This window comes from Pseudomonas sp. GW821-FHT03C07 (genome assembly GCF_059420925.1).
The window spans coordinates 1-26,217 of the sequence record NZ_JBWKUQ010000033.1 but is presented as its reverse complement, the minus strand read 5'-3'; the positions used below and the strand labels follow the sequence as shown (position 1 = coordinate 26,217).

General features: G+C 62.0%; 26 protein-coding genes. 24 read left to right on the top strand and 2 right to left on the bottom strand.

The features are described 5' to 3' along the window. Positions 1-118 precede the first annotated feature (118 nt). A complete protein-coding gene (gene rne / locus AC07VG_RS32725) occupies positions 119-3,460 on the bottom strand; it encodes a ribonuclease E (RefSeq protein ID WP_495003849.1) in 3,342 nt (1,113 codons plus the stop codon). 712 nt (positions 3,461-4,172) lie between these two features. Between rne and rluC the strand changes: the two genes are divergently transcribed. From rluC to sppA, 3 genes are read left to right on the top strand one after another with little or no spacing between them, the layout of a single operon-like run. Continuing rightward, positions 4,173-5,129, top strand: coding sequence for a 23S rRNA pseudouridine(955/2504/2580) synthase RluC (gene rluC / locus AC07VG_RS32720; RefSeq protein ID WP_495003850.1), 957 nt, complete (start codon positions 4,173-4,175; stop codon positions 5,127-5,129). Continuing rightward, a complete protein-coding gene (locus AC07VG_RS32715) occupies positions 5,119-5,781 on the top strand; it encodes an HAD-IA family hydrolase (RefSeq protein ID WP_495003851.1) in 663 nt (220 codons plus the stop codon). Before rluC ends, AC07VG_RS32715 begins: the two co-directional genes overlap by 11 nt. A gap of 20 nt (positions 5,782-5,801) precedes the next feature. After that, positions 5,802-6,797, top strand: coding sequence for a signal peptide peptidase SppA (gene sppA, locus AC07VG_RS32710; RefSeq protein WP_495003852.1), 996 nt, complete (start codon positions 5,802-5,804; stop codon positions 6,795-6,797). 133 nt (positions 6,798-6,930) lie between these two features. Here sppA and AC07VG_RS32705 read toward each other — a convergent pair whose 3' ends face one another. Continuing rightward, the gene (locus AC07VG_RS32705; protein ID WP_495022501.1) at positions 6,931-7,509 is read right to left on the bottom strand and encodes a Maf family protein; all 579 of its coding nucleotides are present in this window, start codon (positions 7,507-7,509) and stop codon (positions 6,931-6,933) included. 106 nt (positions 7,510-7,615) lie between these two features. Here AC07VG_RS32705 and AC07VG_RS32700 point away from each other — a divergent pair, with 106 nt between their 5' ends. The 21 genes from AC07VG_RS32700 to AC07VG_RS32600 all read left to right on the top strand — a co-directional run bounded on the left by AC07VG_RS32700 (position 7,616) and on the right by AC07VG_RS32600 (position 26,060). Beyond that, complete coding sequence (locus AC07VG_RS32700; RefSeq protein WP_495003854.1) at positions 7,616-8,143, top strand: YceD family protein; 528 nt, start codon at positions 7,616-7,618, stop codon at positions 8,141-8,143. A gap of 13 nt (positions 8,144-8,156) precedes the next feature. Beyond that, positions 8,157-8,339, top strand: coding sequence for a 50S ribosomal protein L32 (rpmF, locus tag AC07VG_RS32695; RefSeq protein ID WP_003179396.1), 183 nt, complete (start codon positions 8,157-8,159; stop codon positions 8,337-8,339). A 3-nt stretch (positions 8,340-8,342) separates the two neighbouring features. Continuing rightward, on the top strand, positions 8,343-9,353 hold the full coding sequence (plsX, locus tag AC07VG_RS32690; RefSeq protein WP_495022500.1) for a phosphate acyltransferase PlsX: 1,011 nt from the start codon (positions 8,343-8,345) through the stop codon (positions 9,351-9,353). Between the two features lie 127 nt (positions 9,354-9,480). Beyond that, on the top strand, positions 9,481-10,419 hold the full coding sequence (gene fabD / locus AC07VG_RS32685) for an ACP S-malonyltransferase (protein WP_495003856.1): 939 nt from the start codon (positions 9,481-9,483) through the stop codon (positions 10,417-10,419). A 16-nt stretch (positions 10,420-10,435) separates the two neighbouring features. Further along, complete coding sequence (gene fabG, locus AC07VG_RS32680) at positions 10,436-11,176, top strand: 3-oxoacyl-ACP reductase FabG (RefSeq protein WP_121133400.1); 741 nt, start codon at positions 10,436-10,438, stop codon at positions 11,174-11,176. Positions 11,177-11,372: 196 nt separating this feature from the next. Beyond that, positions 11,373-11,609, top strand: coding sequence for an acyl carrier protein (acpP, locus tag AC07VG_RS32675; protein ID WP_495003857.1), 237 nt, complete (start codon positions 11,373-11,375; stop codon positions 11,607-11,609). A gap of 111 nt (positions 11,610-11,720) precedes the next feature. Next, positions 11,721-12,965, top strand: a complete 1,245-nt coding sequence (fabF, locus tag AC07VG_RS32670; protein WP_495003858.1) for a beta-ketoacyl-ACP synthase II — start codon at positions 11,721-11,723, stop codon at positions 12,963-12,965. Further along, entirely contained in the window at positions 12,965-13,780 is an 816-nt protein-coding gene (gene pabC / locus AC07VG_RS32665; protein WP_495022499.1) for an aminodeoxychorismate lyase, read from the top strand. Before fabF ends, pabC begins: the two co-directional genes overlap by 1 nt. Before the next feature lies 1 nt (position 13,781). Beyond that, entirely contained in the window at positions 13,782-15,038 is a 1,257-nt protein-coding gene (gene mltG, locus AC07VG_RS32660) for an endolytic transglycosylase MltG (RefSeq protein WP_495003860.1), read from the top strand. Positions 15,039-15,057: 19 nt separating this feature from the next. Beyond that, on the top strand, positions 15,058-15,690 hold the full coding sequence (gene tmk, locus AC07VG_RS32655) for a dTMP kinase (RefSeq protein ID WP_495022498.1): 633 nt from the start codon (positions 15,058-15,060) through the stop codon (positions 15,688-15,690). Further along, positions 15,683-16,669 (top strand): DNA polymerase III subunit delta', encoded by a 987-nt coding sequence (locus AC07VG_RS32650; protein WP_495003862.1) that lies wholly within the window; start codon positions 15,683-15,685, stop codon positions 16,667-16,669. The genes tmk and AC07VG_RS32650 overlap by 8 nt, the downstream gene beginning before the upstream one ends. A gap of 43 nt (positions 16,670-16,712) precedes the next feature. Next, positions 16,713-17,069 (top strand): PilZ domain-containing protein, encoded by a 357-nt coding sequence (locus AC07VG_RS32645; protein ID WP_103496781.1) that lies wholly within the window; start codon positions 16,713-16,715, stop codon positions 17,067-17,069. A gap of 13 nt (positions 17,070-17,082) precedes the next feature. Further along, entirely contained in the window at positions 17,083-17,868 is a 786-nt protein-coding gene (locus AC07VG_RS32640; RefSeq protein WP_495003863.1) for a TatD family hydrolase, read from the top strand. A gap of 553 nt (positions 17,869-18,421) precedes the next feature. Further along, positions 18,422-19,060, top strand: a complete 639-nt coding sequence (locus AC07VG_RS32635; RefSeq protein WP_100940748.1) for a TetR/AcrR family transcriptional regulator — start codon at positions 18,422-18,424, stop codon at positions 19,058-19,060. Positions 19,061-19,258: 198 nt separating this feature from the next. Continuing rightward, positions 19,259-20,227 (top strand): GTP 3',8-cyclase MoaA, encoded by a 969-nt coding sequence (locus AC07VG_RS32630; RefSeq protein ID WP_495003864.1) that lies wholly within the window; start codon positions 19,259-19,261, stop codon positions 20,225-20,227. Between the two features lie 244 nt (positions 20,228-20,471). Continuing rightward, the gene (locus tag AC07VG_RS32625; RefSeq protein ID WP_495003865.1) at positions 20,472-21,089 is read left to right on the top strand and encodes a DUF4823 domain-containing protein; all 618 of its coding nucleotides are present in this window, start codon (positions 20,472-20,474) and stop codon (positions 21,087-21,089) included. A 2-nt stretch (positions 21,090-21,091) separates the two neighbouring features. After that, complete coding sequence (locus AC07VG_RS32620; protein WP_495022505.1) at positions 21,092-21,655, top strand: DUF1285 domain-containing protein; 564 nt, start codon at positions 21,092-21,094, stop codon at positions 21,653-21,655. A 195-nt stretch (positions 21,656-21,850) separates the two neighbouring features. Beyond that, positions 21,851-22,564 (top strand): GntR family transcriptional regulator, encoded by a 714-nt coding sequence (locus AC07VG_RS32615; RefSeq protein ID WP_495003867.1) that lies wholly within the window; start codon positions 21,851-21,853, stop codon positions 22,562-22,564. Continuing rightward, positions 22,561-23,565 carry an ADP-ribosylglycohydrolase family protein gene (locus tag AC07VG_RS32610; protein ID WP_495003868.1) on the top strand — a complete coding sequence of 335 codons (1,005 nt, stop codon included), beginning with the start codon at positions 22,561-22,563 and terminating at the stop codon, positions 23,563-23,565. The genes AC07VG_RS32615 and AC07VG_RS32610 overlap by 4 nt, the downstream gene beginning before the upstream one ends. A 115-nt stretch (positions 23,566-23,680) precedes the next feature. Beyond that, positions 23,681-25,147, top strand: coding sequence for a purine-cytosine permease family protein (locus AC07VG_RS32605; RefSeq protein WP_495003869.1), 1,467 nt, complete (start codon positions 23,681-23,683; stop codon positions 25,145-25,147). Next, positions 25,140-26,060, top strand: coding sequence for a PfkB family carbohydrate kinase (locus tag AC07VG_RS32600; RefSeq protein ID WP_495003870.1), 921 nt, complete (start codon positions 25,140-25,142; stop codon positions 26,058-26,060). Before AC07VG_RS32605 ends, AC07VG_RS32600 begins: the two co-directional genes overlap by 8 nt. The last annotated feature ends 157 nt before the right edge of the window (positions 26,061-26,217 follow it).

Below are 26,217 nucleotides of genomic sequence, written 5' to 3'. Positions count from 1 at the left end.
GACTTTTCCTGGCTATATGGCAGCTGAATCTTCAGTTGCGAGAGGAGGGGCCTGGCCCACGGACAAAAAAAGCCCCGCCTGCATCACTGCAGGCGGGGCTTTTCAACAGCCTTCAGAGTCAGGCGAGGGGTTTAGGCTCGTGGGCTTCTTCCGGGGCTTTGTGGTTGTGTTCAACCACTTCATCGACGGACTGCAGGTTTTCGTCGATGGTCGGTGCAGCCGTTTCGCTTTCGGTCGAGACGAACGGCGCCGGAGCGGCTTCAGGTGCGGGCGCCGGTTCGGCAGCGACCACGGCTTCTACTGCGGGAGCAGCAGCGGCACGTTCGGCAGCTTCCTGAGCCAGACGCTCTTCTTCACGCTTGCGACGACGCACTTCACGTGGATCGTTCGGTGCACGGCCGTTGCTGGTCAGGGCGCTGGCGGGAGCCGCCTCGACAACCGGTGCAGCGACTTCAGCCACGACTGGGGCAACCACCGGAGCAGGCTCTGGCTGTGCAACCACGGCTGGCTCTTCAGCCATCACCGCTTCAGTCACGGCTGCCTGAGGGGCTTCGACCGCTGGTTCGGACCATTGGAACGTGGCCTGGACTTCCTGAGTCGGCTCTGGCGCTGCTTCCGAGACCGGAGCTTCAACGATGGCTTCGGCAACCGGGGTGTGAGCCACTGGTTCTTCAACGACTGGCGCCGCGACAACCGGTGTTTCGACAACCGATGTTTCGATGGCCGGCTCAGGCGCCACGAATACCGGCCGCTCAGCGACAACAGCGGGTTCGGCAGCGATTTCAACCACTGGCTCGGCTTCACGAACCGGAGCAACTTCCACTTCCGGCACCGCAGGCGCTTTCACTGGAGTGGTTGCTTCAACGATCGGGGCTTCAACCGCTGGTGTTTCCTGGATCGCGGCAGTGGCCAGTTCGGCCTGCTGATGCGCTTCGGCTTCGGCTGGAGCGCTGATCACGCTGCTGGCGACAGCAGCGGTCACGGCCAGACCGGCAGCCAGTTCGGCAGCGGTGGCTGGCTCGTGGTGTTCTTCGCTGCCTTCTTCCGAACCTTCGATCACATTGCCGTTGGCATCACGCTGACGCTCGCGACGGTTGCTGCGACGACGCTGACCGCGGGAACGGCGACGTGGACGATCGCCACCTTCGGCGTTGTCCTGGCCATCGTCCTGCAACTGCTCTTCGCCCTGCAACACTTCTTCTTCACCGGCGACGGCAACCTGCTCGGCACGCGGCTGGCGTTCTTCACGCGGTGCGCGCGGCTGACGTTCTTCACGTGGGGCGCGGGCCGGACGCTCTTCCGCGATCACGGCGGCAGTCGTTGCCGCGGCGGTGACTACCGGTGCGGCATCCAGCGGCTCACGCAGTTCACGCACGCGCTCTTCACGCTCGCCACGTGGCTTACGATCTTCACGCGGGGCGCGCGGTGCACGTTCTTCACGCGGAGCGCGTGGAGCGCGTTCTTCGCGGGCTACGGCCGGTGCTTCGTCACGGGCTTCGCGGACTTCACGTGGCGCACGTTCTTCACGCGGTGCACGTTCTTCCCGTGGGGTACGTTCTTCACGCAGCTCGCGCGGTGCACGTTCTTCACGTGGCGCACGCTCTTCGCGCGGCTTGCGCTCTTCATCGCGGCGACCGTTACGGTTGCGGCTCTGCTGGCGACCGTTGCGACGCTCTTCGTTACGGGCCGGACGCTCGGCTGCCGGTTTTTCAACCACGGCCGGAGCCACAGGCTCTTCCTTGCTGGCGAACAGGCTGACCAGCGACTTCACCAGGCCCTTGAACAGGCTGGGTTCGGCCACGACCGGCGCAGGGGCGACAACAGGAGCCGCCACTTCTTCGGCCGGAACCGGTGCGTTGGCGCGGACTGGAGCGGTCTTGACCGCCGCTTCCTGGCGAACCAGGGTGCGCGTGGCCGCGGCCGGCTGGACTTCTTCCACTTCGGCGGCGGCCGCAGCGATTTCGTAGCTGGACTGGTTGGTGTGGGCTTCCGGGCTGTCATCACGCAGACGTTGCACTTCGAAGTGCGGTGTCTCCAGGTGATCGTTCGGCAGGATCACGATGCGCGCACGGGTACGCAGTTCGATCTTGGTGATCGAGTTGCGTTTTTCGTTGAGCAGGAAGGCGGCGACCGGGATCGGCACCTGGGCGCGGACTTCGGCGGTGCGGTCCTTCAGGGCTTCTTCTTCGATCAGGCGCAGAATTGCCAGGGACAGCGATTCGACATCACGGATGATGCCGGTGCCATTGCAACGCGGGCAGACGATGCCGCTGCTTTCGCCGAGGGACGGACGCAGGCGCTGACGGGACATTTCCAGCAGGCCGAAGCGCGAGATGCGACCGACTTGTACACGGGCACGGTCGGCTTCCAGGCATTCGCGGACTTTTTCTTCCACGGCGCGCTGGTTCTTGGCGGGGGTCATGTCGATGAAGTCGATGACGATCAGGCCGCCGATGTCGCGCAGGCGCAACTGACGGGCGATTTCTTCAGCGGCTTCCAGGTTGGTCTGCAGCGCGGTTTCTTCGATGTCGCTGCCTTTGGTGGCGCGCGCCGAGTTGATGTCGATGGACACCAGGGCTTCGGTCGGATCGATCACGATGGAGCCGCCGGAAGGCAGTTCGACGACGCGCTGGAAGGCGGTCTCGATCTGGCTTTCGATCTGGAAACGGTTGAACAGCGGTACGCTGTCTTCGTACAGCTTGATCTTGCTGGCGTACTGCGGCATTACCTGGCGGATGAAGGTCAGGGCTTCGTCCTGGGCTTCAACGCTGTCGATCAGCACTTCGCCGATGTCCTGGCGCAGGTAGTCGCGGATGGCGCGGATGATCACGTTGCTTTCCTGGTAGATCAGGAAAGGCGCGGAACGATCCAGCGAGGCTTCTTTGATGGCGGTCCAGAGTTGCAGCAGGTAGTCGAGGTCCCACTGCATTTCTTCGCTGCTGCGGCCAAGGCCGGCAGTGCGCACGATCAGCCCCATGTCGGCCGGAGCCACCAGGCCGTTCAGCGCTTCACGCAGTTCGTTGCGCTCTTCGCCTTCGATGCGCCGGGAGATACCGCCGGCACGCGGGTTGTTCGGCATCAGTACCAGGTAACGACCGGCCAGGCTGATGAAGGTGGTCAGGGCGGCGCCCTTGTTGCCACGTTCTTCTTTCTCGACCTGGACGATAACTTCCTGGCCTTCGCTCAGGACGTCCTTGATGTTGACGCGGCCTTCGGGGGCTTTCTTGAAGTATTCGCGGGAGATTTCTTTAAGCGGCAGGAAGCCATGGCGCTCAGAGCCGAAATCGACAAAGGCAGCCTCAAGGCTTGGCTCGATGCGAGTAATCCGGCCTTTATAGATGTTGGCCTTCTTCTGCTCGCGGGCACCGGACTCGATGTCCAGGTCGTAGAGGCGCTGGCCGTCTACCAGGGCAACACGCAACTCTTCGGGTTGAGTTGCGTTAATCAGCATTCTTTTCATGTAGTACCGTCGGTTTCCGGGCTGCCGGAAACGGCGTTCGGCACACACGACTTCTCACGGTCGGTGTCAGGTGCGTCAGGAGTGGTTGGCCATTCCTGTGTCGGGCGAGGTTCGTCCAGAGGGGACGAAATCGCGACTCACGCGTCCTGCTTCTTGGGGTGACAAAAGACACCTCACAAGCAAAAGCTCTGTCAGGAGGAGGAATCAACCGCGGGTGTGGACGATATGAAGCGTCTTGATAAAGCCTAATGCTACACAGTCCGACGGTTGTGCATCTCCACCCTACACGTATCCCTGATAATTCGGGTGCGGCCGCGCGCAGAATCCGCAGCGGGTTGGCATTTACCGTGTTCTCCGAAAGGGGAAAGCACGCTCATGGCTAATTAGGCGTTGTTTCCGAAGCCTTCGCCCAGGTGTGATCCGTGATCGACTGCACTTTGTGAACTGGCCGTTAATACCGGCTCGGGAAACGAGTGTTGACTCAGTTTTCCGGCGCGCTTCAGGCCTCATGTCACCTGCGCTCGTTACAATCGCGAACCTTTCCTCGAACGGCGAAAGCCCCGTAGGACGGCCTCGCATCCTGATGAATTACGTTGGGCAGGGCCGGCTGTTGGCCGTTGGTCCTCTGTCCAGCCGCTTTTGGCGACGTTCGCGACTATAGCAGCAATGATTAAGTGCTTCAATTCCATAAAAAATTGTTATCATCGCCGGCATGACGACGACTACCCCCCCGACTCCAGGCGTACAACTGCTTGAGGTCTCGCCGGAATATGCCGGCCAGCGCATTGACAATTTCCTTCTCGCCCGGCTCAAGGGTGTGCCCAAGACCTTGATTTACCGCATTTTGCGCAAAGGCGAAGTGCGGGTAAACAAGGGGCGCATCAAGCCCGAGTACAAGCTCCAGGCCGGCGATATCGTGCGGGTTCCGCCGGTGCGCGTTCCCGAGCGCGACGAGCCGGTGCCCCTGGCTCAGGGCCTGTTGCAGCGCCTGGAGGCTTCGATTGTGTTCGAAGACAAGGCGCTGATCGTGATCAACAAGCCGGCCGGCATTGCCGTGCACGGCGGCAGCGGCCTGAACTACGGCGTGATCGAAGCCTTTCGTCAGTTGCGCCCGGATGCCAAGGAGCTGGAGTTGGTCCATCGCCTGGACCGTGATACCTCTGGCCTGCTGATGATCGCCAAGAAACGCAGCATGTTGCGCCATCTGCACGAAGCGTTGCGCGGCGACGGCATCGACAAACGCTATATGGCCCTGGTTCGCGGTAATTGGGCTGCTTCGATCAAGCAGGTGCGCGCGCCCCTGCTCAAGAGCAACCTGCGCTCCGGCGAGCGCATGGTCGAGGTCAACGAGGAGGGCAAGGAGGCGCTCACGGTGTTCAAGGTGCTGCGTCGTTTCGGTGATTTCGCCACCATGGTCGAGGCCAAACCGGTGACCGGTCGTACCCACCAGATTCGTGTGCACACCCTGCACGCCGGGCACTGTATTGCCGGTGACAGCAAGTACGGTGACGATGGGTTCACCAAGGAAATCCGCGAGCTGGGTGGCAAGCGCCTGTTCCTCCACGCCTATATGCTGACCGTGCCGCTGCCTGATGGCGGCGAATTGAAGCTGCAGGCACCGGTGGATGAAATGTGGGCCAAGACAGTGGAGAGACTGAGTGCGGTCTGAATACAAACTGTTGATTTTCGATTGGGACGGTACCTTGGCCGATTCCATTGGTCGGATTGTCGAGGCGATGGGCGAGGCGGCCGCGCGTTCGGGGTTTGTCCTGCGCGATGAGGCGGCGGTCAAGGGGATTATCGGTTTGGGTTTGCCCGAGGCGATTCGCACCCTGTACCCGATGATCAGCGATGATGAATTGATTGTTTTTCGTCAACACTATGCCGATATCTACATCGCCCTTGAGGCAGAGCCCTCGCCCCTGTTTCCTGGGGTGGTGCAGTCCATGGAGGCGTTTCGTGCCGCCGGTTACCAGTTGGCGGTCGCGACCGGCAAGGCCCGTCGCGGGCTGGATCGGGTGTTGAAGTCCCATGGCTGGCTGGATTATTTCGATATCACCCGTGCCGCCGATGAAACCGCCAGCAAGCCGCACCCGCTGATGCTTGAGCAGATTCTCGCCCATTGTGCTGTCCCGGCTTCCCAGGCCTTGATGGTCGGGGACTCGGCGTTCGATTTGCAAATGGCGCGCAATGCTGGCATGGATTCAGTGGCTGTAGGTTATGGTGCCCTGTCGCTGGATGAGTTGCGGGTGTTCGAGCCGCGCTTGGCGATTGACAGTTTTCCACAGTTGCATGCCTGGCTCGATGGCCGGGTCAATTGAATTCATTGGGGTGAGTACGCATGTCTGATGAGTGGGGCGCGCCGCCAAAGGCGAATGCCGAATCGGGTTCGGCTGATGAGAAAAGCTGGAAGCTGCTGGAAAAGACCTTGCTGGCCGGAGTGCAAGAGCAGCGTCGTTCGCGGCGCTGGGGAATCTTCTTCAAGCTGTTGACCTTTGTATACCTGCTTGGCGTGCTGGTGATGTTCTCGCCGCTGATCAATCTGGAGAAGAGCGCCAGTCGTGGGGCTCACTACACCGCCCTGATCGAGGTGCGTGGAGTGATTGCGGACAAGGAGTCGGCCAGCGCCGACAATATTGTCGGCAGCCTGCGCACTGCCTTCGAAGATCCGAAGGTCAAGGCAATCATCCTGCGTATCAACAGTCCGGGCGGCAGTCCGGTGCAGTCGGGTTATGTGTTTGACGAGATTCGTCGCCTGCGTGGTCTGCATCCGGATACCAAGGTGTATGCGGTGATTTCCGATGTCGGTGCTTCCGGGGCCTACTACATCGCCAGTGCGGCGGATGAGATCTATGCCGACAAGTCCAGCCTGGTCGGTTCCATTGGTGTGACGGCGGCCGGTTACGGTTTTGTCGGCACCATGGAGAAGCTGGGTGTGGAGCGGCGTGCCTACTCTTCGGGGGAGCACAAGGCGTTTCTCGACCCGTTCCAGCCGCAGAAGGCCGATGAGACCCAGTTCTGGCAGGGCGTGCTGGACACCACCCACAACCAGTTCATCGCCAGTGTGAAGAAGGGCCGTGGTGATCGCCTGAAAGACAAGGATCATCCGGAGTTGTTCTCCGGGCTGGTCTGGTCCGGCGAGCAGGCGCTGCCCTTGGGGTTGATCGATGGCCTGGGCAGTGCCAGTTCGGTGGCGCGGGACGTGATCGGCGAGAAGGAGTTGGTGGACTTTACCGTTCAGGAGTCGCCTTTCGATCGCTTCTCGAAAAAGCTCGGTGCCAGTGTCGCCGAGCAGTTGGCAATGTGGATGGGCTTCCAGGGGCCGACCTTGCGCTGATATTCGTGCAGCAATAAAAAAACCGGTCGCCAATGACCGGTTTTTTATTGGCTGAATACTGCGTCGCACTATCTTGTGGGAGCAAGCTTGCTCGCGATCAACCGGCAGGCTGAGGGTTTTGTGATGAAAGGTATTACGGAATCTGCAGGCCCTCGGCCTGCAGCATGTCCACCAGGCGAATCAGTGGCAATCCGATCAGGCTGGTGGCATCCGGCCCTTCCGTGCTCTGGAACAGGCTCACGCCCAATCCCTCGGCCTTGAAGCTACCAGCGCAGTCATAGGGTTGTTCGGCGTGCAGGTAGCGTTCGATGCGTTCGACATCCAGGTTGCGCATCAGCACGCTGAAGGCGATGCAGTCCACTTGGCATGCCCCGGTCTGGCTGTTGAGCAGGGCCAGCCCGGTGAGGAAGCTGACGCGGTTGCCGCTGGCGGCCAGCAGCTGTTCGCGGGCCTTCTCGAAGCCGTGGGGCTTGCCGAGTATCCGTCCGTCGAGTACCGCGACCTGGTCCGAGCCGATGATCAGGTGCGCCGGATGACGGGCGGCGAGGGCCCGGGCTTTCTCCTCGGCCAGGCGTTTGACCAGCTCGATGGCGGCTTCTCCCGGGCGCTGGCTTTCGTCGATATCCGGCGATGCGCAGCTGAAGGGCAGGCGCAGGCGGGTCAGCAATTCCCGGCGATAGGCCGAGCTTGAGGCGAGTAACAAAGGCAGCATGCGGTTCTCCTGAGGCAGGTCGGCGATTCTAGTCGGCCCGCCAGCTGACGGACAGGGCCTAATTTCCTTTGACAGTGGCAGGGTGCATCCCTAGAATGCTGCGCCTATGTTGAATGACCCGATTCCACCTCACGTTGACCCGCGCAAATTGGCTGATCGTGGCACCACCCTTCAAGGTGAACTGCTGCTGGCCAATTTGGAGAGACTCTGCGACTCGCTTTCCGACACTGTCGGTACGGTGCAGGCTAAATTCGTTTTTGAACGAGATGAACGTAAGTCTGTGATGATTCACAGCTTTATCGACACCGAAGTCAAAATGGTTTGCCAGCGTTGTCTTGAGCTGGTCACCCTGCCGATCCACAGCGAATGCAGTTATGCTGTGGTGAAGGAGGGTGCGAATACCCAGTCGTTGCCGAAAGGTTATGACGTGCTGGAACTGGGCGAAGATCCTTTGGATCTGCAGGCATTGATCGAGGAAGAGCTTCTGCTCGCCTTGCCCATTGTGCCTGCTCATCATCCGGAAGAATGCCAGCAGCCGGCGGGGCTCGATGAGCCCGAACCGAGCGAGGACGAGGTAACGCGGTCCAACCCGTTCAGTGTATTGGCGCAGTTAAAGCGTGACCCAAACGTTTAGGAGTTAATCAATTATGGCTGTTCAGCAGAACAAAAAATCCCGCTCCGCCCGTGACATGCGTCGTTCGCACGACGCCCTCGAGGCAAGCACCCTGTCCGTGGAAAAGACCACCGGTGAAGTTCACCTGCGTCACCACGTATCGCCAGAAGGCGTATACCGTGGCCGTAAAGTGATCGACAAGGGCGCTGACGAGTAAATCTTGTCCGCTCAGATCATCGCGATCGACGCAATGGGCGGGGACTTCGGTCCCCGCAGCATTGTCCAGGCCAGTATTGCCTGTCTGTCTGCCACACCCTCGTTGCACCTGACCCTTGTCGGTCAACCTTCCCAGCTTGAACCCCTGATCGCCAGTCATCCGACTGTGGATCGCGCACGCCTGACCATTACCCCTGCCAGCGAAATCATCACCATGGACGAGCGTCCGTCCCAGGCCCTGCGCGGCAAGCCGGATTCGTCGATGCGCCTGGCCTTGCAGTTGCTGCGCGATGGCAAGGTCCAGGCCTGTGTCAGTGCGGGCAATACCGGTGCCTTGATGGCTTTGTCGCGGCATGTGCTGAAGACCTTGCCGGGTATCGATCGTCCGGCCATGGTCGCGGCCATCCCGACTCAGCGCGGTTATTGCCAGTTGCTGGACCTGGGGGCGAATGTCGATTGCAGTGCCGAGCACCTGTTCCAGTTCGCCGTGATGGGCGCGGTGGCCGCCGAGGCCCTGGGCGTGGCGCGGCCGCGTGTCGCTTTGCTCAATGTCGGTACCGAGGACATCAAGGGCAACCAGCAGGTCAAGCTGGCGGCGACCCTGTTGCAACAGGCACGAGGGTTGAACTACATCGGCTTCGTCGAAGGCGACGGCTTGTATCGCGGTGAGGCTGATGTGGTGGTCTGCGACGGTTTTGTCGGCAATATCCTGCTCAAGTCCAGCGAAGGTCTGGCAACCATGATCGCCGCACGGATTGAGGTGCTGTTCAAGCAGAGCCTGGCCTCGCGGCTGGTCGGCGCTCTGGCCTTGCCGCTGCTCAAGCGCCTGCAGGCCGATCTCGCCCCGGCGCGGCATAATGGCGCGAGTTTTCTCGGCCTGCAGGGTATTGTCATCAAGAGTCACGGCTCCGCCGGGGTCGAGGGCTTCCAGAGCGCGATTGCGCGGGCCCTGATCGAGATCCAGGAAAACCTCCCCGAGCGCCTGCATGGTCGCCTGGAGGATCTATTGCTTTAGGCGTTTTCCTGCGGGGATGCTTAAATGTGACCGTTCAGTTCAATCAGCCATCCAAACTGACAGTTTCTTGCGTCCGCCACGGCGGGACGTCAATTCTCCGACGACAAGATCATTAGGGGCTTGTTACATGTCTACATCCCTCGCATTCGTCTTTCCAGGACAGGGTTCGCAGTCCCTCGGCATGCTGGCCGAGCTGGGCGCGCAATACCCGCTGATCCTGGAGACCTTCAAAGAAGCCTCCGATGCCCTGGGCTATGACCTCTGGGCGTTGACCCAGCAGGGCCCGGAAGAACAGCTCAACCAGACCGACAAGACCCAGCCGGCCATCCTCACGGCGTCCATTGCCTTGTGGCGTCTGTGGCTGGCCGAGGGCGGTGCGCGTCCGGCCTATGTCGCCGGTCACAGCCTGGGCGAGTACAGTGCGCTGGTCGCCGCCGGCAGCCTGAGCCTGGGCGATGCGGTGAAGCTGGTGGAGCGTCGTGGCCAGTTGATGCAGGAAGCGGTTCCGGCCGGGCAGGGCGCCATGGCGGCGATCCTCGGGTTGGACGATACCGATGTGCTTGCCGCATGTGCCGAGGCCGCCCAGGGCGAAGTGGTCAGCGCGGTGAACTTCAACTCGCCGGGCCAGGTGGTGATCGCCGGCGCCAAGGCCGCCGTCGAGCGTGCCATGGAGGTCTGCAAGGCCAAGGGTGCCAAGCGTGCCCTGCCGCTGCCGGTCAGCGTGCCGTCGCATTGCGAGCTGATGCGTCCGGCTGCCGAGCGCTTTGCCGAATCGGTTGCCGCCATCGACTGGCAGGCACCGCAGATCCCGCTGGTGCAGAACGTCAGCGCCCAGGTGGTCACGGACCTCGCGACCCTCAAGCGCGACCTGCTGGAACAACTCTACAAACCGGTGCGTTGGGTCGAGTCGGTCCAGTGCCTGGCGGCCAACGGTGCCACCGAACTGGTCGAGTGCGGCCCCGGCAAGGTGCTGGCCGGTCTGAACAAACGTTGCGCCGATGGCGTCAACACGTCCAACCTCAATACCCCGGATGCCTTCGCCGCCACGCGCGCGGCGCGGGCCTGAATCAGGAGAAGCCTGCATGAGTCTGCAAGGTAAAGTTGCACTGGTCACCGGCGCCAGCCGTGGCATCGGCCAAGCCATCGCCCTCGAGCTGGGGCGTCTCGGCGCCGTGGTCATCGGCACCGCGACCTCGGCCTCGGGCGCCGAACGGATTGCCGCGACGCTCAAGGAGCATGGCATTCAAGGCACCGGCCTGGAGCTTAATGTAACCAGCGATGAATCGGTTGCCGCAGTACTGGCGAGCATCAGCGAGCAGTTCGGTGCGCCGGCGATCCTGGTCAATAATGCCGGTATCACCCGCGATAACCTGATGATGCGGATGAAAGATGACGAGTGGTACGACGTGGTCGATACCAACCTCAACAGTCTGTTCCGCCTGTCCAAGGGGGTTCTGCGTGGCATGACCAAGGCCCGTTGGGGACGAATCATCAATATTGGTTCGGTTGTGGGTGCCATGGGCAACGCAGGCCAAGTAAACTACGCAGCAGCCAAGGCCGGCCTCGAAGGTTTCAGCCGTGCATTGGCGCGTGAAGTCGGTTCGCGCTCAATTACGGTAAACTCGGTGGCCCCAGGGTTCATCGACACCGATATGACCCGCGAATTGCCTGAGGCGCAGCGTGAAGCCTTGCTGACGCAGATTCCGCTGGGCCGTCTGGGCCAGGCTCAAGAGATTGCGCAAGTGGTCGCTTTTCTGGCGTCGGACGGTGCGGCTTACGTGACTGGGGCTACAATCCCGGTGAACGGCGGGATGTACATGTAATTCAAATGTGACGGATTGCTTCAAAAAAATGTCATACCAGCTGTCTAAAATCCGTTATAAAGCTGCAACTTATTGAGGGGCAGAGGGCAAAGGGGGGCAAAGGCTGAAGCTTTCGGTTGAAAAGCTGAAAAGCCTTTCTATACACTTACCCACCGGCCAGCTGCCTGAATTTTTCCATTAGGAGTGAAAACAAGGTATGAGCACCATCGAAGAACGCGTCAAGAAAATCGTTGCCGAGCAACTGGGCGTCAAGGAAGAAGAAGTGACCAACGTTGCTTCCTTCGTTGAAGACCTGGGTGCCGACTCCCTTGACACCGTTGAGCTTGTGATGGCTCTGGAAGAGGAATTCGAGACCGAAATCCCTGACGAAGAAGCTGAAAAAATCACTACCGTACAAGCCGCTATCGATTACGTTACCAAGCATCAGGCGTAATAGTTTGTAATCGTTGCCTGCTGTCATGGAAAAACCGCACTGCCATCACGGCGTGCGGTTTTTTCTTTAGGTGTGAGGCAAAGTGTCGTCAACAGGATAAAGGAGAGTGCTGTGTCGCGTAGACGCGTCGTAGTCACCGGCATGGGGATGTTGTCGCCATTGGGTACCGATGTTGCGAGTACCTGGCAAGGCATTCTGGCTGGCCGTAGTGGCATTGGTCTGATCGAACACACAGACCTTTCTGCCTATACCACCCGTTTTGGCGGCTCGGTAAAAGGCTTCAATGTCGAAGAATATTTGTCGGCCAAAGAAGCCCGCAAACTCGACCTGTTCATTCAATACGGCCTGGCAGCCGGTTTCCAGGCAGTGCGTAACGCCGGCCTCGAGGTCACCGATGCCAACCGTGAGCGTATCGGCGTGGCCATGGGCTCGGGTATTGGCGGTCTGACCAATATCGAGCAAACCTGCCGCACGCTGCACGACCAGGGCCCACGGCGCATTTCGCCGTTTTTCGTGCCGGGTTCGATCATCAATATGATTTCCGGTTTCCTGTCCATCCACCTGGGTGCCCAGGGGCCGAACTATGCCATCGCGACGGCGTGCACCACCGGCACCCATTGCATCGGCATGGCCGCACGCAACATTGCCTACGATGAAGCCGATGTGATGATTGCCGGCGGTGCCGAAATGGCCGCCTGTGGCCTTGGCATGGGCGGCTTCGGTGCCTCCCGCGCCCTGTCCACGCGCAATGACGAGCCGGCCCGCGCCAGCCGTCCGTGGGATAAGGGACGTGACGGTTTCGTGCTGTCCGACGGTGCCGGCGCGCTGGTGCTCGAAGAACTGGAGCACGCCAAGGCCCGTGGCGCGACCATCTACGCCGAACTGATCGGCTTTGGCATGAGTGGCGACGCCTACCACATGACCTCGCCGCCCGAGGACGGTGCCGGTGCGGCCCGTTGTATCGCCAATGCGATGCGCGATGCCAAGCTGAACCTGGATCAGGTGCAGTACATCAACGCTCACGGCACCTCGACCCCGACCGGCGACTTGGCCGAAGCCCAGGCGATCAAGCGGGTGTTTGGCGAGCATGCCTACCAGCTGGCGATCAGTTCCACCAAGTCGATGACCGGCCACCTGCTGGGCGCCGCCGGGGCCATCGAGGCGATCTTCAGCGTGCTGGCCATCGCCGACCAGGTGGCGCCGCCGACCATCAACCTCGACGAGCCCGATGAAGGCTGCGACCTGGATTTCGTGCCCCACGAAGCCCGGCGCATGCCCATCGATGTCGTGCTGTCCAACTCCTTCGGCTTTGGCGGTACCAACGGCTCCCTGGTGTTCCGCCGGTTCGCCGAGTGATGGACAGCTGGGTCGACGGCCAGCCGGGCGATGCGTTGTCCCTCAAGGACCGCGGCCTGGCCTACGGCGATGGTCTGTTCGAGACCCTCGCCGTGAAAGGCGGTCGACCGCTGCTGCTGGAGCGGCACCTGCAGCGCCTGGCGGAGGGTTGTCGACGCCTGGGCATCGTGGCGGATCACGAACGGGTTCGTTGCGAGCTGCTCGCCTACAGTGCCGCACTGGGGGAGGGCGTGCTCAAGCTGATTCTCACCCGTGGCGACAGCCAGCGCGGCTATGCGGCGTCGGCGGATACGCTGCCGCGGCGGATCCTGCAAGGCAGTCCGTCGCCGACTTATCCACAGACCTACCAACAGCAAGGTATTGGTCTTTTCCCCTGTACCACGCGTTTGTCCGAGCAGCCCTTGCTGGCCGGGCTCAAGCATCTCAATCGCCTGGAGCAGGTCCTGGCCCGTGCAGAATGGCAGGGCACCGAATATGCCGAAGGCTTGATGCTCGACACCTCGGGTCGGGTGATCGAAGGGGTGTTCAGCAATCTGTTCCTGGTGCAGGCGGGTGTGCTCCGTACCGCCGACCTGAGCCGTTGTGGTGTGGCGGGGGTGATGCGGGCGCAGTTGTTGGAAGAGGCCCAAGCACTGGCAATCCCTGTTGATATTTCCGACATCAGCCTGGAGCAATTCCGGCAAGCCGATGAAGTTTTTCTCTGTAACAGCGTCTATGGCATCTGGCCCGTTCGGGCTTTTGCCGACCTGAGCTGGTCGGTTGGCCCGCTCACCCGTAAACTGCAAGGTATTGCCCGCGCGCTATTGGAAGTTTGAATTGAGACGTAAATTCTTGGTGCTGCTGCAAGCCGTTCTGGTGCTGGCCGGTTTGCTGCTGGGCGGTTCGGCCTGGAAGCTGCATTCGGCGCTGGAGCAGTCCCTCAACCTGACGCAGGAACAACTGCTGGATGTACCGGCTGGTGCGACACCGACGGGCACGTTCAATCGCCTCGAGTCCGAGGGCTTGCTCAAGGATGCCTTCTGGCTGCGCCTCTACTGGCGCTTCAATCTTGCTGGCGTACCCTTCCATAGCGGCGAGTACCGGCTCACGCCGGGCATGGACGTGCGCGGGCTGCTGTCCCTGTGGCAGCGCGGCGAAGTGGTGCAGTACAGCCTGACCCTGGTCGAAGGCTGGAATTTCCACCAGGTTCGCAATGCCCTGGCCAAAAACGAAAAGCTCCAGCAAACCCTGACCGGCCTCAGTGACAGCGAGGTCATGACCAAGTTGGGGCACAAGGACGTGTTCGCCGAGGGGCGCTTCTTCCCGGACACCTACCGCTTCGTGCGCGGCATGAGCGACGCCGAGCTGCTGGAGAAGGCCTACGACCGTCTTGACAGTGTCCTGGCCCAGGAGTGGCAGAAACGCTCCCCTGATGCGCCTTACACCGAGCCTTACCAGGCCCTGATCATGGCCTCGCTGGTGGAGAAGGAAACCGGTGTGCCCCAGGAGCGTGGCCAGATCGCCGGGGTGTTTGTCCGGCGGATGCAGCAAGGCATGTTGTTGCAGACCGACCCGACGGTGATCTACGGCCTGGGCGAGCGTTATACCGGCAAGCTCACCCGTGCCCACCTGCGTGAGGCCAACCCCTACAATACCTATATGAACGCCGGTCTGCCGCCGACCCCGATTGCCATGGTTGGCCGCGAGGCGATTCACGCCGCGTTGAACCCGGTGCCGGGCAACAGCCTGTACTTTGTGGCGCGCGGCGATGGCAGCCATGTCTTCTCCGACGACCTGGACTCGCATAACAACGCGGTGCGCGAGTTCCAGCTCAAGCGCCGGGCCGACTACCGTTCCAGCCCCGCGCCGGCGGTTCCGACGACAGCTCCGGCGGTGGCACCTGCTCCAACGGTTCCGCCGGTTGCTCCGGCGACGGCACCCGCTCCGGCTGCCCCGGCGACAGCACCGGCCTCGGTCCAGAGCCCGGTTCCCGGGGTGCCTGAGCCGGCACCGAACCCCGCACCGGCCCCGGTTGTCGAACCTGTACCCGCGACACCCGCGACACCCGAAGCCGAGACGAAAGACTCGCAATGACCCTGATTAAGGATTGCCCGTGACTGGCTTGTTTATCACCCTGGAAGGCCCGGAAGGCGCTGGCAAAAGCACCAACCGCGATTACCTGGCCGAGTGCCTGCGGGCCCAAGGCGTCGATGTGTTGCTGACCCGCGAGCCCGGCGGTACGCCGCTGGCCGAGAAGGTCCGCGAACTGCTGCTGGCGCCCAGCGACGAGGTCATGTGTGCCGACACCGAGCTGCTGCTGGTGTTCGCCGCGCGCGCCCAGCATCTGGCCACGGTGATCCGCCCGGCCCTGGCCCGCGGCGCGGTGGTGCTGTGTGACCGCTTTACCGATGCCACCTATGCCTACCAGGGCGGTGGTCGCGGCCTGTCCCAGGAGCGTATCGCCACCCTGGAAAGTTTTGTCCAGGGCCAACTGCGTCCGGACCTGACCCTGGTCTTCGACCTGCCGGTGGAGGTCGGCCTGGCTCGGGCCAGCGCTCGGGGGCGGCTGGACCGTTTCGAGCAGGAAGGCCGAGTGTTTTTCGACGCCGTGCGCAGCACCTACCTGAAGCGCGCCGCCGCCGATCCGTCGCGCTACCGGCTGGTGGATGCGGCCCAGCCGCTGGCCCAGGTGCAACAGTCCCTCGACCGCCTGCTGCCGGAAATCCTGGAGCGGCACCGTGGCTGAAGCCTATCCCTGGCAGGACGGTCTCTGGCAGCAAATGGCCGGGCGGCCCCAGCATGCCCATGCTTATCTGTTGCACGGTCCGGCGGGCATCGGCAAGCGCGCCCTGGCCGAACGGCTGATGGCGCTGCTGCTGTGCAAGAGCCCGGCAAACCTCAATGCCTGCGGTCACTGCAAATCCTGCCTGTTGCTGAACGCCGGCAGTCATCCGGACAATTACATCCTGGAACCGGAAGAAGCCGACAAGGCGATCAAGGTCGACCAGGTTCGCGATCTGGTCAGCTTCGTGGTCCAGACCGCGCAACTGGGCGGGCGCAAGGTGGTGCTGATCGAGCCGGTGGAGTCGATGAACATCAACGCCGCCAACGCCTTGCTCAAGAGCCTTGAGGAACCTTCCGGGGATACCGTGCTGTTGCTGGTCAGTCACCAGTCCAGCCGGTTGTTGCCGACCATCCGCAGCCGTTGCGTGCAACAGGCCTGCCCGCTGCCGAGCGAGGCCATGAGCCTGCAATGGCTGGCTGGAGCCTTGCCGGACAGCAGCGAAGAAGAGCGGGTCGAATTGCTGACCCTGGCGGCGGGTTCGCCCCTGGCCGCTGTCAGCCTCCAGGCCCAGGGCGTTCGCGAACAGCGGGCGCTGGTGGTCGACGGGGTGAAGAAATTGCTCAAGCAACAGCAATCGGCCACCCAGTTGGCTGAGGGGTGGAACGCCATTCCATTGTTGTTGCTGTTCGACTGGTTCTGCGATTGGTCGAGCTTGATCCTGCGCTATCAACTGACCGAGGACGAAGCTGGCCTGGGTCTGGGGGACATGCGCAAGGTGGTGCAATACCTGGCGCAGAAAACTGCCCGGGACAAGGTCCTGTCGATCCAGGACTGGATTCTCGCCCAGCGCCAGAAGGTCCTGAGCAAGGCCAACCTGAACCGGGTGCTGTTGCTCGAAGCGCTGTTGGTGCAATGGGCAGCTTTACCTACCCAACACTGAGGCGATGGGCCTAGAATCGGCTATCTGCAAGACCGGAGCGAGTATGAACGAACCCATTGGTCCCGGCCCGCGCAACGGTATCCTGTCCCTGACCATCAAGGACAAGTCCGTGCTGTACGCGGCCTATATGCCTTTTATCAAGAACGGTGGCCTGTTCATCCCCACCAGCAAGAGCTACAAGCTGGGCGACGAAGTGTTCATGTTGCTCAACCTGATGGACGAACCGGAAAAAATCCCGGTCGCCGGCAAGGTCGCCTGGATCACCCCCAAGGGGGCCCAGGGTAACCGTGCGGCGGGGGTCGGCGTGCAATTCAACGACGGCGACAACACCGCCCGCAGCAAGATCGAAACCCATCTGGCCGGCGCCCTGAAGTCCGACCGTCCCACCCATACGATGTAGTTGTCGCCTTTTTATGCTTGTAGATTCCCATTGCCACCTCGACCGTCTTGATCTCGCCGAACATTCGGGCTCCCTCGATGCAGCGCTTGATGCGGCGCGTCAGCGCGGTGTCGGGCACTTCCTGTGTATCGGTGTCAGTGTCGATAACGCCGCCGACGTGAAGGCCCTGGCCGAGCGTTATGCCGATGTCGATTGTTCGATCGGCGTCCACCCGCTGGACGTCAAACCCGACGCCGCGCCAGCGCTCGATTGGTTGCTGCGCGAGCTTGAGCATCCACGGGTCGTGGCCATTGGTGAGACCGGCCTGGACTATCACTACGAACCCGAGGCGGCCGAACTGCAACAGGCGTCCTTCCGCTTGCACCTGCAAGCGGCCGCGCAGACCGGCAAGCCGGTGATCGTCCATACCCGTGGCGCGCGCGCCGACACCCTGACGTTGCTGCGCGAGGCACAACTGCCCCAGGCCGGCGTGCTGCACTGTTTCACCGAAGACTGGGAGATGGCCAAGGCCGCACTGGACCTGGGCTTCTATATTTCCCTCTCGGGTATCGTCACCTTTCGCAATGCCGACGCCTTGCGCGATGTGGCGCGGCAAGTGCCGGCCGATCGCCTGCTGGTGGAAACCGACTCGCCGTACCTGGCGCCGATTCCTCATCGCGGCAAGCCGAACCTGCCGCAATATGTGCGCGATGTCGCGGACTACCTGGCGATGCTGCGCGGGGTGCCTTACGAGCAGCTTGCCGAACAGACCACCGAGAACTTCAAGCGCCTGTTTCCGCTGGCGCATGTAGGCTCCTGAGGGCAACGAAGGGCGTTTCACCACGACCATATCGTCGGGCCGCGATCTTGTGGGAGCCGGCTTGCCGGCGATGAGGCCCTTGAGTCTTGCGTCGTCCTTACGGTCGCCATCGCCGGCAAGCCGGCTCCCACAGTTTGTGGGGCTCCTGCAAATCGCGGGCAAAAAAAACCCGGGTTCTGGGGGGTGAATCCGGGTTAAGACCATTAGGAGTAAAACAAAGGTACGCGGTCCTTCGGCACCTTTATCGGCGTGTCACTTGGGGGAGATGTCGCGCCGACAGTTCAAGTATTGGCCAGGATCGCCCGACGTCCAGTCAGCATTGCTCATTTTTTAAACAGATTTGGAATACAGGCGCTTCTGTTGAGTTCTCATCGCCTCAGGACGCTTTTCGGTGGCCGCCGCAGGCGACGATCGGTGACCACTGCGAAGCCTTTCTGACCAGCGCGGGCTGATTCGTCGACGGTGAAAACGAAAAGCCTCGGATGATTCGTGCAATTTGGCGCGAGTCAGGCATAATGCTTGGCTTCGATTTTGCCCCTACAGACCTTTTCTTATGCACAAAGAACCCCGTAAGGTCCGTGAGTTTCGTCGCCGCGAGCAAGAAATTCTCGATACCGCGCTAAAGCTGTTCCTCGAGCAAGGTGAAGACAGTGTCACCGTCGAGATGATCGCGGATGCCGTCGGTATCGGCAAAGGCACCATCTACAAGCATTTTAAATCCAAGGCGGAAATCTACCTGCGCCTGATGCTCGACTACGAGCGTGACTTGAACGAGCTGCTGCATTCGGCGGATGTCGACAAGGACAAGGAGGCCCTGTCCCGGGCCTACTTCGAATTCCGCATGCGCGATCCCCAGCGCTATCGCCTGTTCGACCGCCTGGAAGAAAAAGTGGTCAAGGGCCACCAGGTGCCAGAGATGGTCGAGGAACTGCACAAGATCCGTGCTTCCAACTTCGAACGCCTGACCTTGTTGATCAAGGGCCGCATCAGCGAAGGCAAGCTCGAGGACGTGCCGCCGTACTTCCACTATTGCGCCGCCTGGGCCCTGGTGCATGGCGCCGTTGCGCTGTACCACTCGCCGTTCTGGAGCAATGTGCTGGAGGACCAGGAAGGTTTCTTCCAGTTCCTGATGGACATCGGCGTGCGCATGGGCAACAAGCGCAAGCGCGACCCCGAAACGCCAGCCGCCTGACCCCTTTGCCCCTGCGCGCGGCGTATACTCGGTGGAGTTCTGTAGGAACCGGCTTGCCGGCGATGAACGATAACGCGATGCAACTTGAATCCGCGTCGCCTGGATCGCCGGCAAGCCGGCTCCTACGGATAGGGCTTGTAAAAATTTGATTTATGGGTCAAGTTTTGCGCGTGCCACAGTCCATCGCCGGAGTGTTCCATGATCGTTGACCGTCAAGGCAGGCGTTTTCGTAACCTGCGCATCAGTCTGACATCCGCCTGCAACTATGCCTGTACCTACTGCGTGCCCAATGGCAAGCGGCTGGTGGCTGCCCAGGACGAGCTGTCGGCGCAGGCCATGGCGCGTGGCGTGGCCTACCTGATCGAGGCGGCGGGGATCGAGCGCTTGCGCATTACTGGCGGCGAGCCGCTGGTCAGTCCGAAGCTGGAAGCCTTTATGGGCGCGGTCGGCCAGATGGGCCTGGAAGACATCAGCCTGACCACCAATGGTCAGTTGTTGGCACGCAAGCTGCCCTTGCTGGTGGATGCCGGGATCAAGCGGATCAACGTTTCCCTCGATACCCTGGACGCCGCTGCTTTTCGCAGCATCGCCCGTGGCGGCGATCTGGCCAGCGTGCTCGACGGCATGGCGCAGGCGCGGGCGGCGGGGCTGAAGATCAAGGTCAATATGGTGCCGTTGCGCGGGCAGAACCTGGACCAGGTGATGCCGCTGCTGGATTATTGCCTTGAGCATGGTTACGAGCTGCGCTTTATCGAGCTGATGCGCATGGGCCACCTGGCCAGCGACGGCAATGCTTTTCTCCAGCAGTTCGTCAGCCTCCAGCAGTTGCTCGGCCTGATCGGCGAGCGCTACGAATACCTGCAGGCCGATGCGCCGGTGGATGCCACCGCGGTGCGTTATGCGATTCCGGGGCGCGGTTACTTTGGGGTGATCGCCAACGAAAGCGTGCCATTCTGCCGGACCTGCTCGCGCTTGCGGCTGTCGTCCACCGGCTGGCTGCATGGCTGTCTGTCGTCGAGCAACCGGCATTATGTCGGTGACCTGCTGGACAAGCCCCGCCACGAGGCGCTGCCGGCACTGCAGCGGCTGTTGGTCAAGGCCTTGGGCGACAAGCAGGAAGTGGCCTTCTCGGGCGGTGCGACGGTGATGAAAATCATCGGCGGCTGATCACGGCTTTGAGAACACTGCCGATTTAATTGTGGGCGCGGTGCTTGTCGGATCGCCGCACCGCAGCGAAGCTTATAGCGATCTCAAGGGCCTCTTCGCGGGCAAGCACCGCTCCCACACAAGCACCGCTCTCACACAAGCACCGCTCTCACAGGTTTGCATCATCTTCCTGGTTGATCTGGCGCGGAAGCTGCATCCAGGCGACTATTCGCCGGTTTTCCGTCACCGGCCTCTGGAGGGTAGGATGCGTAGCCTGGTTGTGCTGCTGGCGTTGTTGGCGCTGGGCGGCTGCATGAAAGTCAGTGATATGGGCGAAGGTGTCCGCTATCAGATGAGCGATGTGGGGCTGCTCGACCATAGCGATACGCGCCGGATCCACTCGTTCCGCCTCCAGCCGGACTCCTTTATCTACATTGCCCAGGGCGCCTTCACGCCGCCCGGCAGTGCCTACCCGCGTCCGAATGTGGTGGCCGAGGAAGCTTTCAAGGGTTTCATCGAGTACTTCCCCATGGTGCGCCGCGCCCGTGGGCCCCTCGGTCTGGACCAGGCCATGGCCGAAGCCCGTTCCGCCGGCGCCCACTACCTGCTGTACACGCGCTTCGCCAAGGCGGACGACCGCATCGGCAACTACGACGAATGGGCCGACCAGGAATCCGTCGACCGTCTGGGCTTGGACAGCGGCGTGATCCAGATCATGTTGATCGAGACCGGTAGCCAATACCTGATCGATACCGCACGGATCAAAAGCCGTGGTGGCTTGCTGACGTTCCACAACAACAAGCCCGAAGACCTGATCGCCGCCCCCTTGGCCGAATATGCGCGTAGTCTGTTGGGTATTGGTGAACAGTGGATGTCGGATTGAGTATGAGTGAGCCGGGCAAGGCCAACGACCTGTTGGCACAAATCCCCAAGACGGAAAAGGGCCTGCCGCCGGTCCACTTGTGGAATCCGCCGTTCTGCGGCGATATCGACATGCGTATCGCCCGTGACGGCACCTGGTATTACCAGGGCACGCCGATTGGCCGCAAGCCGATGGTCAAGTTGTTCTCCACCATCATGCGCCGCGACGGCGATGACTATTTCCTGATCACGCCGGTGGAAAAGGTCGGGATCAAGGTCGACGATGCGCCCTTTGTCGCGGTGACCCTGACGGTCGAAGGGCAGGGCGAGGCACAGCAGCTGCGATTTACCACTTACGTCGATGAGCAGGTGACGGCTGGTGGCGAGCATCCGATTCGGGTGGTGATCGATCCGGTCAGCCAGGAACCGGCGCCTTACGTGCATGTGCGCAGCAATCTCGAAGCCCTGATTCACCGCAATGTGTTCTACCAACTGGTGGAACTGGCGGTGCCCCGGCAAATCGACGGCCAATCCTGGCTGGGCGTGTGGAGCGGCGGCGAGTTTTTTCCGATCGGCCTCGAGCCTTGAGTGATTTCCGCCTGTCGGCGGATCGCCAGCAAGCCGGCTCCCACAAAGGGGTCGGGTAGGGCGCTGTTTCCAGGGTGAACCCTGACCTGTAGGAGCCAGTTTGCTGGCGATGGCGCCCTGAAGAACATCACCATTCATCTCCCTGAAATATAAATCCCTTGCCTCCCAAGGCCTGTTTCGGTTATCAATTTGTACATGATTAGACATGTCCGATTTGATAAGAAAAAAAAGGTGGTCGATGAGCTGATCCGGCGCATCGAAAGCGGTCTTCTTGGAGACGGCTTGCTGTTGCCGGGTGAACATCAGTTGGCCGAAGAATTCTCGGTGAGCCGTGGCACGCTGCGCGAGGCGCTGGCCGAGCTCAAGCGGCGCAATTACATCGCGACCCAGAGCGGCGTGGGCTCCATCGTCACCTACGATGGCATTCCCCTTGACCAGCGCGCCGGCTGGGCTCAGGCCCTGGCGGACAGCGGGGCGCTGATCAACACCGAGGTGTTGCGCCTGGAAGCGGTGGTGCGCCCGGACCTGTTCAGTCGCTACGGTACCGAGCAGTTCGTTGCCCTCGATCGGCGCCGGCGCAATACCGAAGGCACCGCGGTCTCCCTCGAACATTCGCTGATACCGGCCAGCAGCGGCCTGGAAGGCTTGCCCAGTATCGGCCTGATCGACAACTCCCTGACCATTACCCTGGCGGCCTACGGCTATGTCGGCGATCGCGGCGATCAATGGATCGGCGCCGAACCCTTGTCCGACGAAGATGCGCAGCTGCTGGGTCGTCCACCGGGTACGGTTTTTCTCAAGGCCTTGCGCACCACCTACGACAAGCAGGGACGTTTTATGGAGCAGGTCGAAAGCCTGCTCGATCCGCTGCATTTCCGCCTGCACCTGGCATTTGGAAACCCAACATGACCCCGATTCATCGCGCCCTTGGCGCCTTCTATGGCCTCGCCCTGGGCGACGCCCTGGGCATGCCGACCCAATCCCTGAGCCGCGCCCAGATCCAGGTGCGCTTCGGCAGCATCACCACGCTGGTTGACGCCGGTCCCGACCAGCCGATCGCGCCGAACATGCCCGCCGGTTCCATCACCGACGACACCGAACAGGCGATCCTGGTCGGGCAGTTGCTGATCGACGGTCACGGCCATATCGAGCCGGCCCTGCTGGCCGAACGGTTGATCGCCTGGGAGGCGCAGATGCAGGCCAAGGGTTCGCAGGACCTGCTCGGCCCGTCGACCAAGCGCGCCATTGAAATGATCCTCGCCGGCCACAGCCCCGAGGAAGCCGGGCGCTACGGCACCACCAACGGCGCGGCCATGCGCATCACCCCGGTGGGCATCGCTGCCGATATCGCCCAGCCTCAGCGCTTTCTCGCGGCGGTGATCCAGGCCTGCCAGGTCACCCACAACACCAGCCTGGGAATCTCCAGCGCGGCGGCGGTCGCCGCGGTGATTTCCAGCGGCCTCAACCGCCAGGGCCTGGAGCAGGCGCTGAATATTGGCACCGAGATGGCCTTTACCGCCGAACAGCATGGCCATTGGGTCGCTGGCGGGCGCCTGGGGCCACGCATCTGCTGGGCCCGTGAACTCAGTCGTGATTGCCCGGATAGCGAGCTGGCCGACCTGCTGTATGACGTGGTCGGCACCTCGGTGGCGTCCCAGGAGTCGGTGGTGGTGGCCTTCGCGCTGGCACAACGGGTCGCGCTCGGCAAGCTCAAGGCCTTCGACGCTCTCTGCCTGGCCGCCAGCATCGGCGGTGATACCGACACCATCGCCGGCATCCTCGGCGCCATGCTCGGGGCCTGCGACGGCCTGGACTGCTGGCCCGCCGACCTGATTGCAAAAATCATTGAAGTCAATGCGCTGGAGCTGGTGCCCCTGGTTCAAGGGCTGATCGCCCTGCGCAATGTCTGACAGATAAAAACACGCAATGGACTGCAGACGAAGGGGGCCCGGAAGTGGCCCAGGGTTTTCTACACCTTCCGCACTGCCCAACAACCACAACAATTGGCATCAGGAGCGCAATAGCATGACCTCATCAAACGCCGGACAAAGTGCCGGCCAACTGGAAACCCGCGGTATAGAGCCGGTCCCGGAAGCCGAGTGCAATGGCCATCCGCTGCAACTGTTCTGGGTCTGGTTCGCGGCCAACATCAGTATTCTCGGCCTGCCGCTGGGGGCGACCCTGGTGGCCTTTCGCGGGCTGGCGATCTGGCAGGCGATCATTGTCGCGATTCTCGGCGCGGCGGGTTCCTTTGCCGTGGTGGGGATCATCTCCATCGCCGGGCGTCGCGGCCACGCGCCGAGCCTGACCCTGTCGCGGGCGATTTTCGGTGTGCGCGGCAATATCGGCCCGACCATCGTTTCGCTGATGTCGCGCCTGGGCTGGGAAACGGTCAACACCACCACCGCGGCATTCGTGCTGCTGTCCTTGTGTTCGATCCTGTTCCACTCGCCGGTAGAGGCCAAGAGCGCCCCGCTGCTGACCCTGTTGTTTATCGCCATCTTCGTGCTGCTGACCCTGTCGGTCTCGGGCCTGGGGCATGCCACCTTGCTGGTGATCCAGAAGTGGGCGACCTATGTCTTCGGCGCCCTGAACATCCTGGTGGGCGGTTTCCTCTGCGCGACCATCGATTGGAGCGCGGTGTTCAACGCCACCCCGGCACCGATGAGCGCGATGATCATCGGCATTGGTACCATGGCGGCCGGTACCGGGATCGGTTGGGCCAACGCCGGCGCCGATATGTCGCGCTACCAGCACAAGAGCGTCAAGGCGGTCCGCCTGGTGGCCTCGGCGGCCTTCGGTGCGGGTATCCCGTTGGTGCTGCTGATCACCCTTGGTGGCCTGCTGTCGGTAGGCAACCACGATCTGGCCCAGGCGACTGATCCGATCATTGCGATCCGCGACATGCTGCCGACCTGGATGGCCGTACCCTACCTGATCACTGCATTCGGTGGACTGCTGCTGTCGAACAACCTGTCGGTGTACTCGGCGGGCCTGACCACCTTGACCCTGGGCTTGAAGGTCAAGCGCGTGCACGCGGTGATCGTCGATATCGTGGCGATCTTCGCCGGCTCTATCTACTTCATGTTGATCGCCGACAGCTTCTACGGTCCGTTCATCACCTTCATCTCGTTGCTGGCGGTGCCGATCACTGCCTGGGTCGGGATCTTCGTGGTCGACCTGGTGCATCGCCAGCACTACAGCGCCAAGGACCTGCTGGACGTCAGTCCGAGCAGCGCCTACTGGTATAGCGGCGGCATCGAATGGCGTGCCTTCGGCGCCTGGGCCGTGGCGATTGTCCTGGGCTTCAGCTTCACCACCATCGGCACCACCGCCGAGACCACCTGGTTCCGCGGTTTCCTGTCCGACTCCTGGCTGGGCCACAACGGCCTGGGCTGGATCGTCACCTTTCTGGTTGCCGGCGGTATTTACGCCGTGCTCGGCGGTGCGGCGGATCGCCGTGCGGCCTTTGTAGAGAATGCCAATGGCTAAGTTGCTGCATACCGGCCAGGTCATGGTTGACCTGGTCATGTCCCTCGACCAACTGCCGGCGACCGGTGGCGACGTGCTGGCGAAAGCCGCCAGCTTCGAAGCCGGTGCGGGTTTCAATGTCATGGCCGCGGCCCGGCGCAATGGCTTGTCGGTGGTCTATCTCGGGCGCCACGGTAACGGGCGCTTTGGTGACATAGCCCGCCAGGCGATGGCGGCGGAAGGGGTCGAGATCGCCCTTGAGCGCGATGGCGCGAAGGACACCGGGCTTTGCGTATCGCTGACTGAAGCCAGCGCCGAGCGCACCTTTATTTCCTATATTGGCGCGGAGGGCGGTGTTTCGGCTGAAGAGCTGGCGCGGGTTTCGGTGCAGGCCGACGACTACGTCTATGTCAGCGGCTACAGCTTGCAATACCCGGACAAGGCGCCGGCACTGCTGGAGTGGGTATTGGCCTTGCCGAAGGCGGTAACCGTGGTGTTCGATCCGGGCCCTCTGGTCAACTCGCCGGACGCTGTCCCCATGGCCGCGTTGTTGCCGCGTATCGATATCTGGACCAGCAACAGTGTCGAGTCCCTGCGTTTTACCGGCGCGACGGATATTGCCGGTTCCCTCGACTGTCTGACCGAACGTTTGGCCGACGGTGCGCTGCTGGTGGTTCGCGATGGCCCGAATGGTTGCTGGGTCAGCCGAGCGGGGGAGCACCGGCATGTGCCCGGTTTCAAGGTGCGGGCGGTGGACAGCAACGGCGCGGGCGATGCCCATTCCGGGGTGTTCCTCGCTGGGCTGGCGGGCGGGCTCGATGCCGCCGAAGCGGCCCGTCGCGCCAATGCGGCGGCGGCCCTGGCGGTCACGCGCTGGGGGCCGGCCACTTCGCCCGGGACGCAGGAAGTGGACGCCTTGTTGGCTAAAGGCTGAAGTCGATTTTGGTAGGAGCCAGCTTGCTCGCGATCAGCCGATAGGCTGAGATTTTGACGGTGTTCCCGGAGTACTGTCCGCAGCAAGCCGGCTCCTATGTATGGACTCGCCCACCCTGTCAACACGCTTTTGAACACTGCTACCCGGTTGCATCTAT

What these genes read in the sequence shown, in the direction of transcription:
- rne (WP_495003849.1), bottom strand. Translation starts at nt 3,460, where the DNA reads ATGAAAAGAATGCTGATTAACGCAACTCAACCCGAAGAGTTGCGTGTT.
- rluC (WP_495003850.1), top strand. Translation starts at nt 4,173, where the DNA reads ATGACGACGACTACCCCCCCGACTCCAGGCGTACAACTGCTTGAGGTC.
- sppA (WP_495003852.1), top strand. Translation starts at nt 5,802, where the DNA reads ATGTCTGATGAGTGGGGCGCGCCGCCAAAGGCGAATGCCGAATCGGGT.
- AC07VG_RS32705 (WP_495022501.1), bottom strand. Translation starts at nt 7,509, where the DNA reads ATGCTGCCTTTGTTACTCGCCTCAAGCTCGGCCTATCGCCGGGAATTG.
- AC07VG_RS32700 (WP_495003854.1), top strand. Translation starts at nt 7,616, where the DNA reads ATGTTGAATGACCCGATTCCACCTCACGTTGACCCGCGCAAATTGGCT.
- rpmF (WP_003179396.1), top strand. Translation starts at nt 8,157, where the DNA reads ATGGCTGTTCAGCAGAACAAAAAATCCCGCTCCGCCCGTGACATGCGT.
- fabD (WP_495003856.1), top strand. Translation starts at nt 9,481, where the DNA reads ATGTCTACATCCCTCGCATTCGTCTTTCCAGGACAGGGTTCGCAGTCC.
- fabG (WP_121133400.1), top strand. Translation starts at nt 10,436, where the DNA reads ATGAGTCTGCAAGGTAAAGTTGCACTGGTCACCGGCGCCAGCCGTGGC.
- acpP (WP_495003857.1), top strand. Translation starts at nt 11,373, where the DNA reads ATGAGCACCATCGAAGAACGCGTCAAGAAAATCGTTGCCGAGCAACTG.
- pabC (WP_495022499.1), top strand. Translation starts at nt 12,965, where the DNA reads ATGGACAGCTGGGTCGACGGCCAGCCGGGCGATGCGTTGTCCCTCAAG.
- AC07VG_RS32645 (WP_103496781.1), top strand. Translation starts at nt 16,713, where the DNA reads ATGAACGAACCCATTGGTCCCGGCCCGCGCAACGGTATCCTGTCCCTG.
- AC07VG_RS32640 (WP_495003863.1), top strand. Translation starts at nt 17,083, where the DNA reads ATGCTTGTAGATTCCCATTGCCACCTCGACCGTCTTGATCTCGCCGAA.
- AC07VG_RS32635 (WP_100940748.1), top strand. Translation starts at nt 18,422, where the DNA reads ATGCACAAAGAACCCCGTAAGGTCCGTGAGTTTCGTCGCCGCGAGCAA.
- AC07VG_RS32630 (WP_495003864.1), top strand. Translation starts at nt 19,259, where the DNA reads ATGATCGTTGACCGTCAAGGCAGGCGTTTTCGTAACCTGCGCATCAGT.
- AC07VG_RS32625 (WP_495003865.1), top strand. Translation starts at nt 20,472, where the DNA reads ATGCGTAGCCTGGTTGTGCTGCTGGCGTTGTTGGCGCTGGGCGGCTGC.
- AC07VG_RS32620 (WP_495022505.1), top strand. Translation starts at nt 21,092, where the DNA reads ATGAGTGAGCCGGGCAAGGCCAACGACCTGTTGGCACAAATCCCCAAG.
- AC07VG_RS32615 (WP_495003867.1), top strand. Translation starts at nt 21,851, where the DNA reads ATGATTAGACATGTCCGATTTGATAAGAAAAAAAAGGTGGTCGATGAG.
- AC07VG_RS32610 (WP_495003868.1), top strand. Translation starts at nt 22,561, where the DNA reads ATGACCCCGATTCATCGCGCCCTTGGCGCCTTCTATGGCCTCGCCCTG.
- AC07VG_RS32605 (WP_495003869.1), top strand. Translation starts at nt 23,681, where the DNA reads ATGACCTCATCAAACGCCGGACAAAGTGCCGGCCAACTGGAAACCCGC.
- AC07VG_RS32600 (WP_495003870.1), top strand. Translation starts at nt 25,140, where the DNA reads ATGGCTAAGTTGCTGCATACCGGCCAGGTCATGGTTGACCTGGTCATG.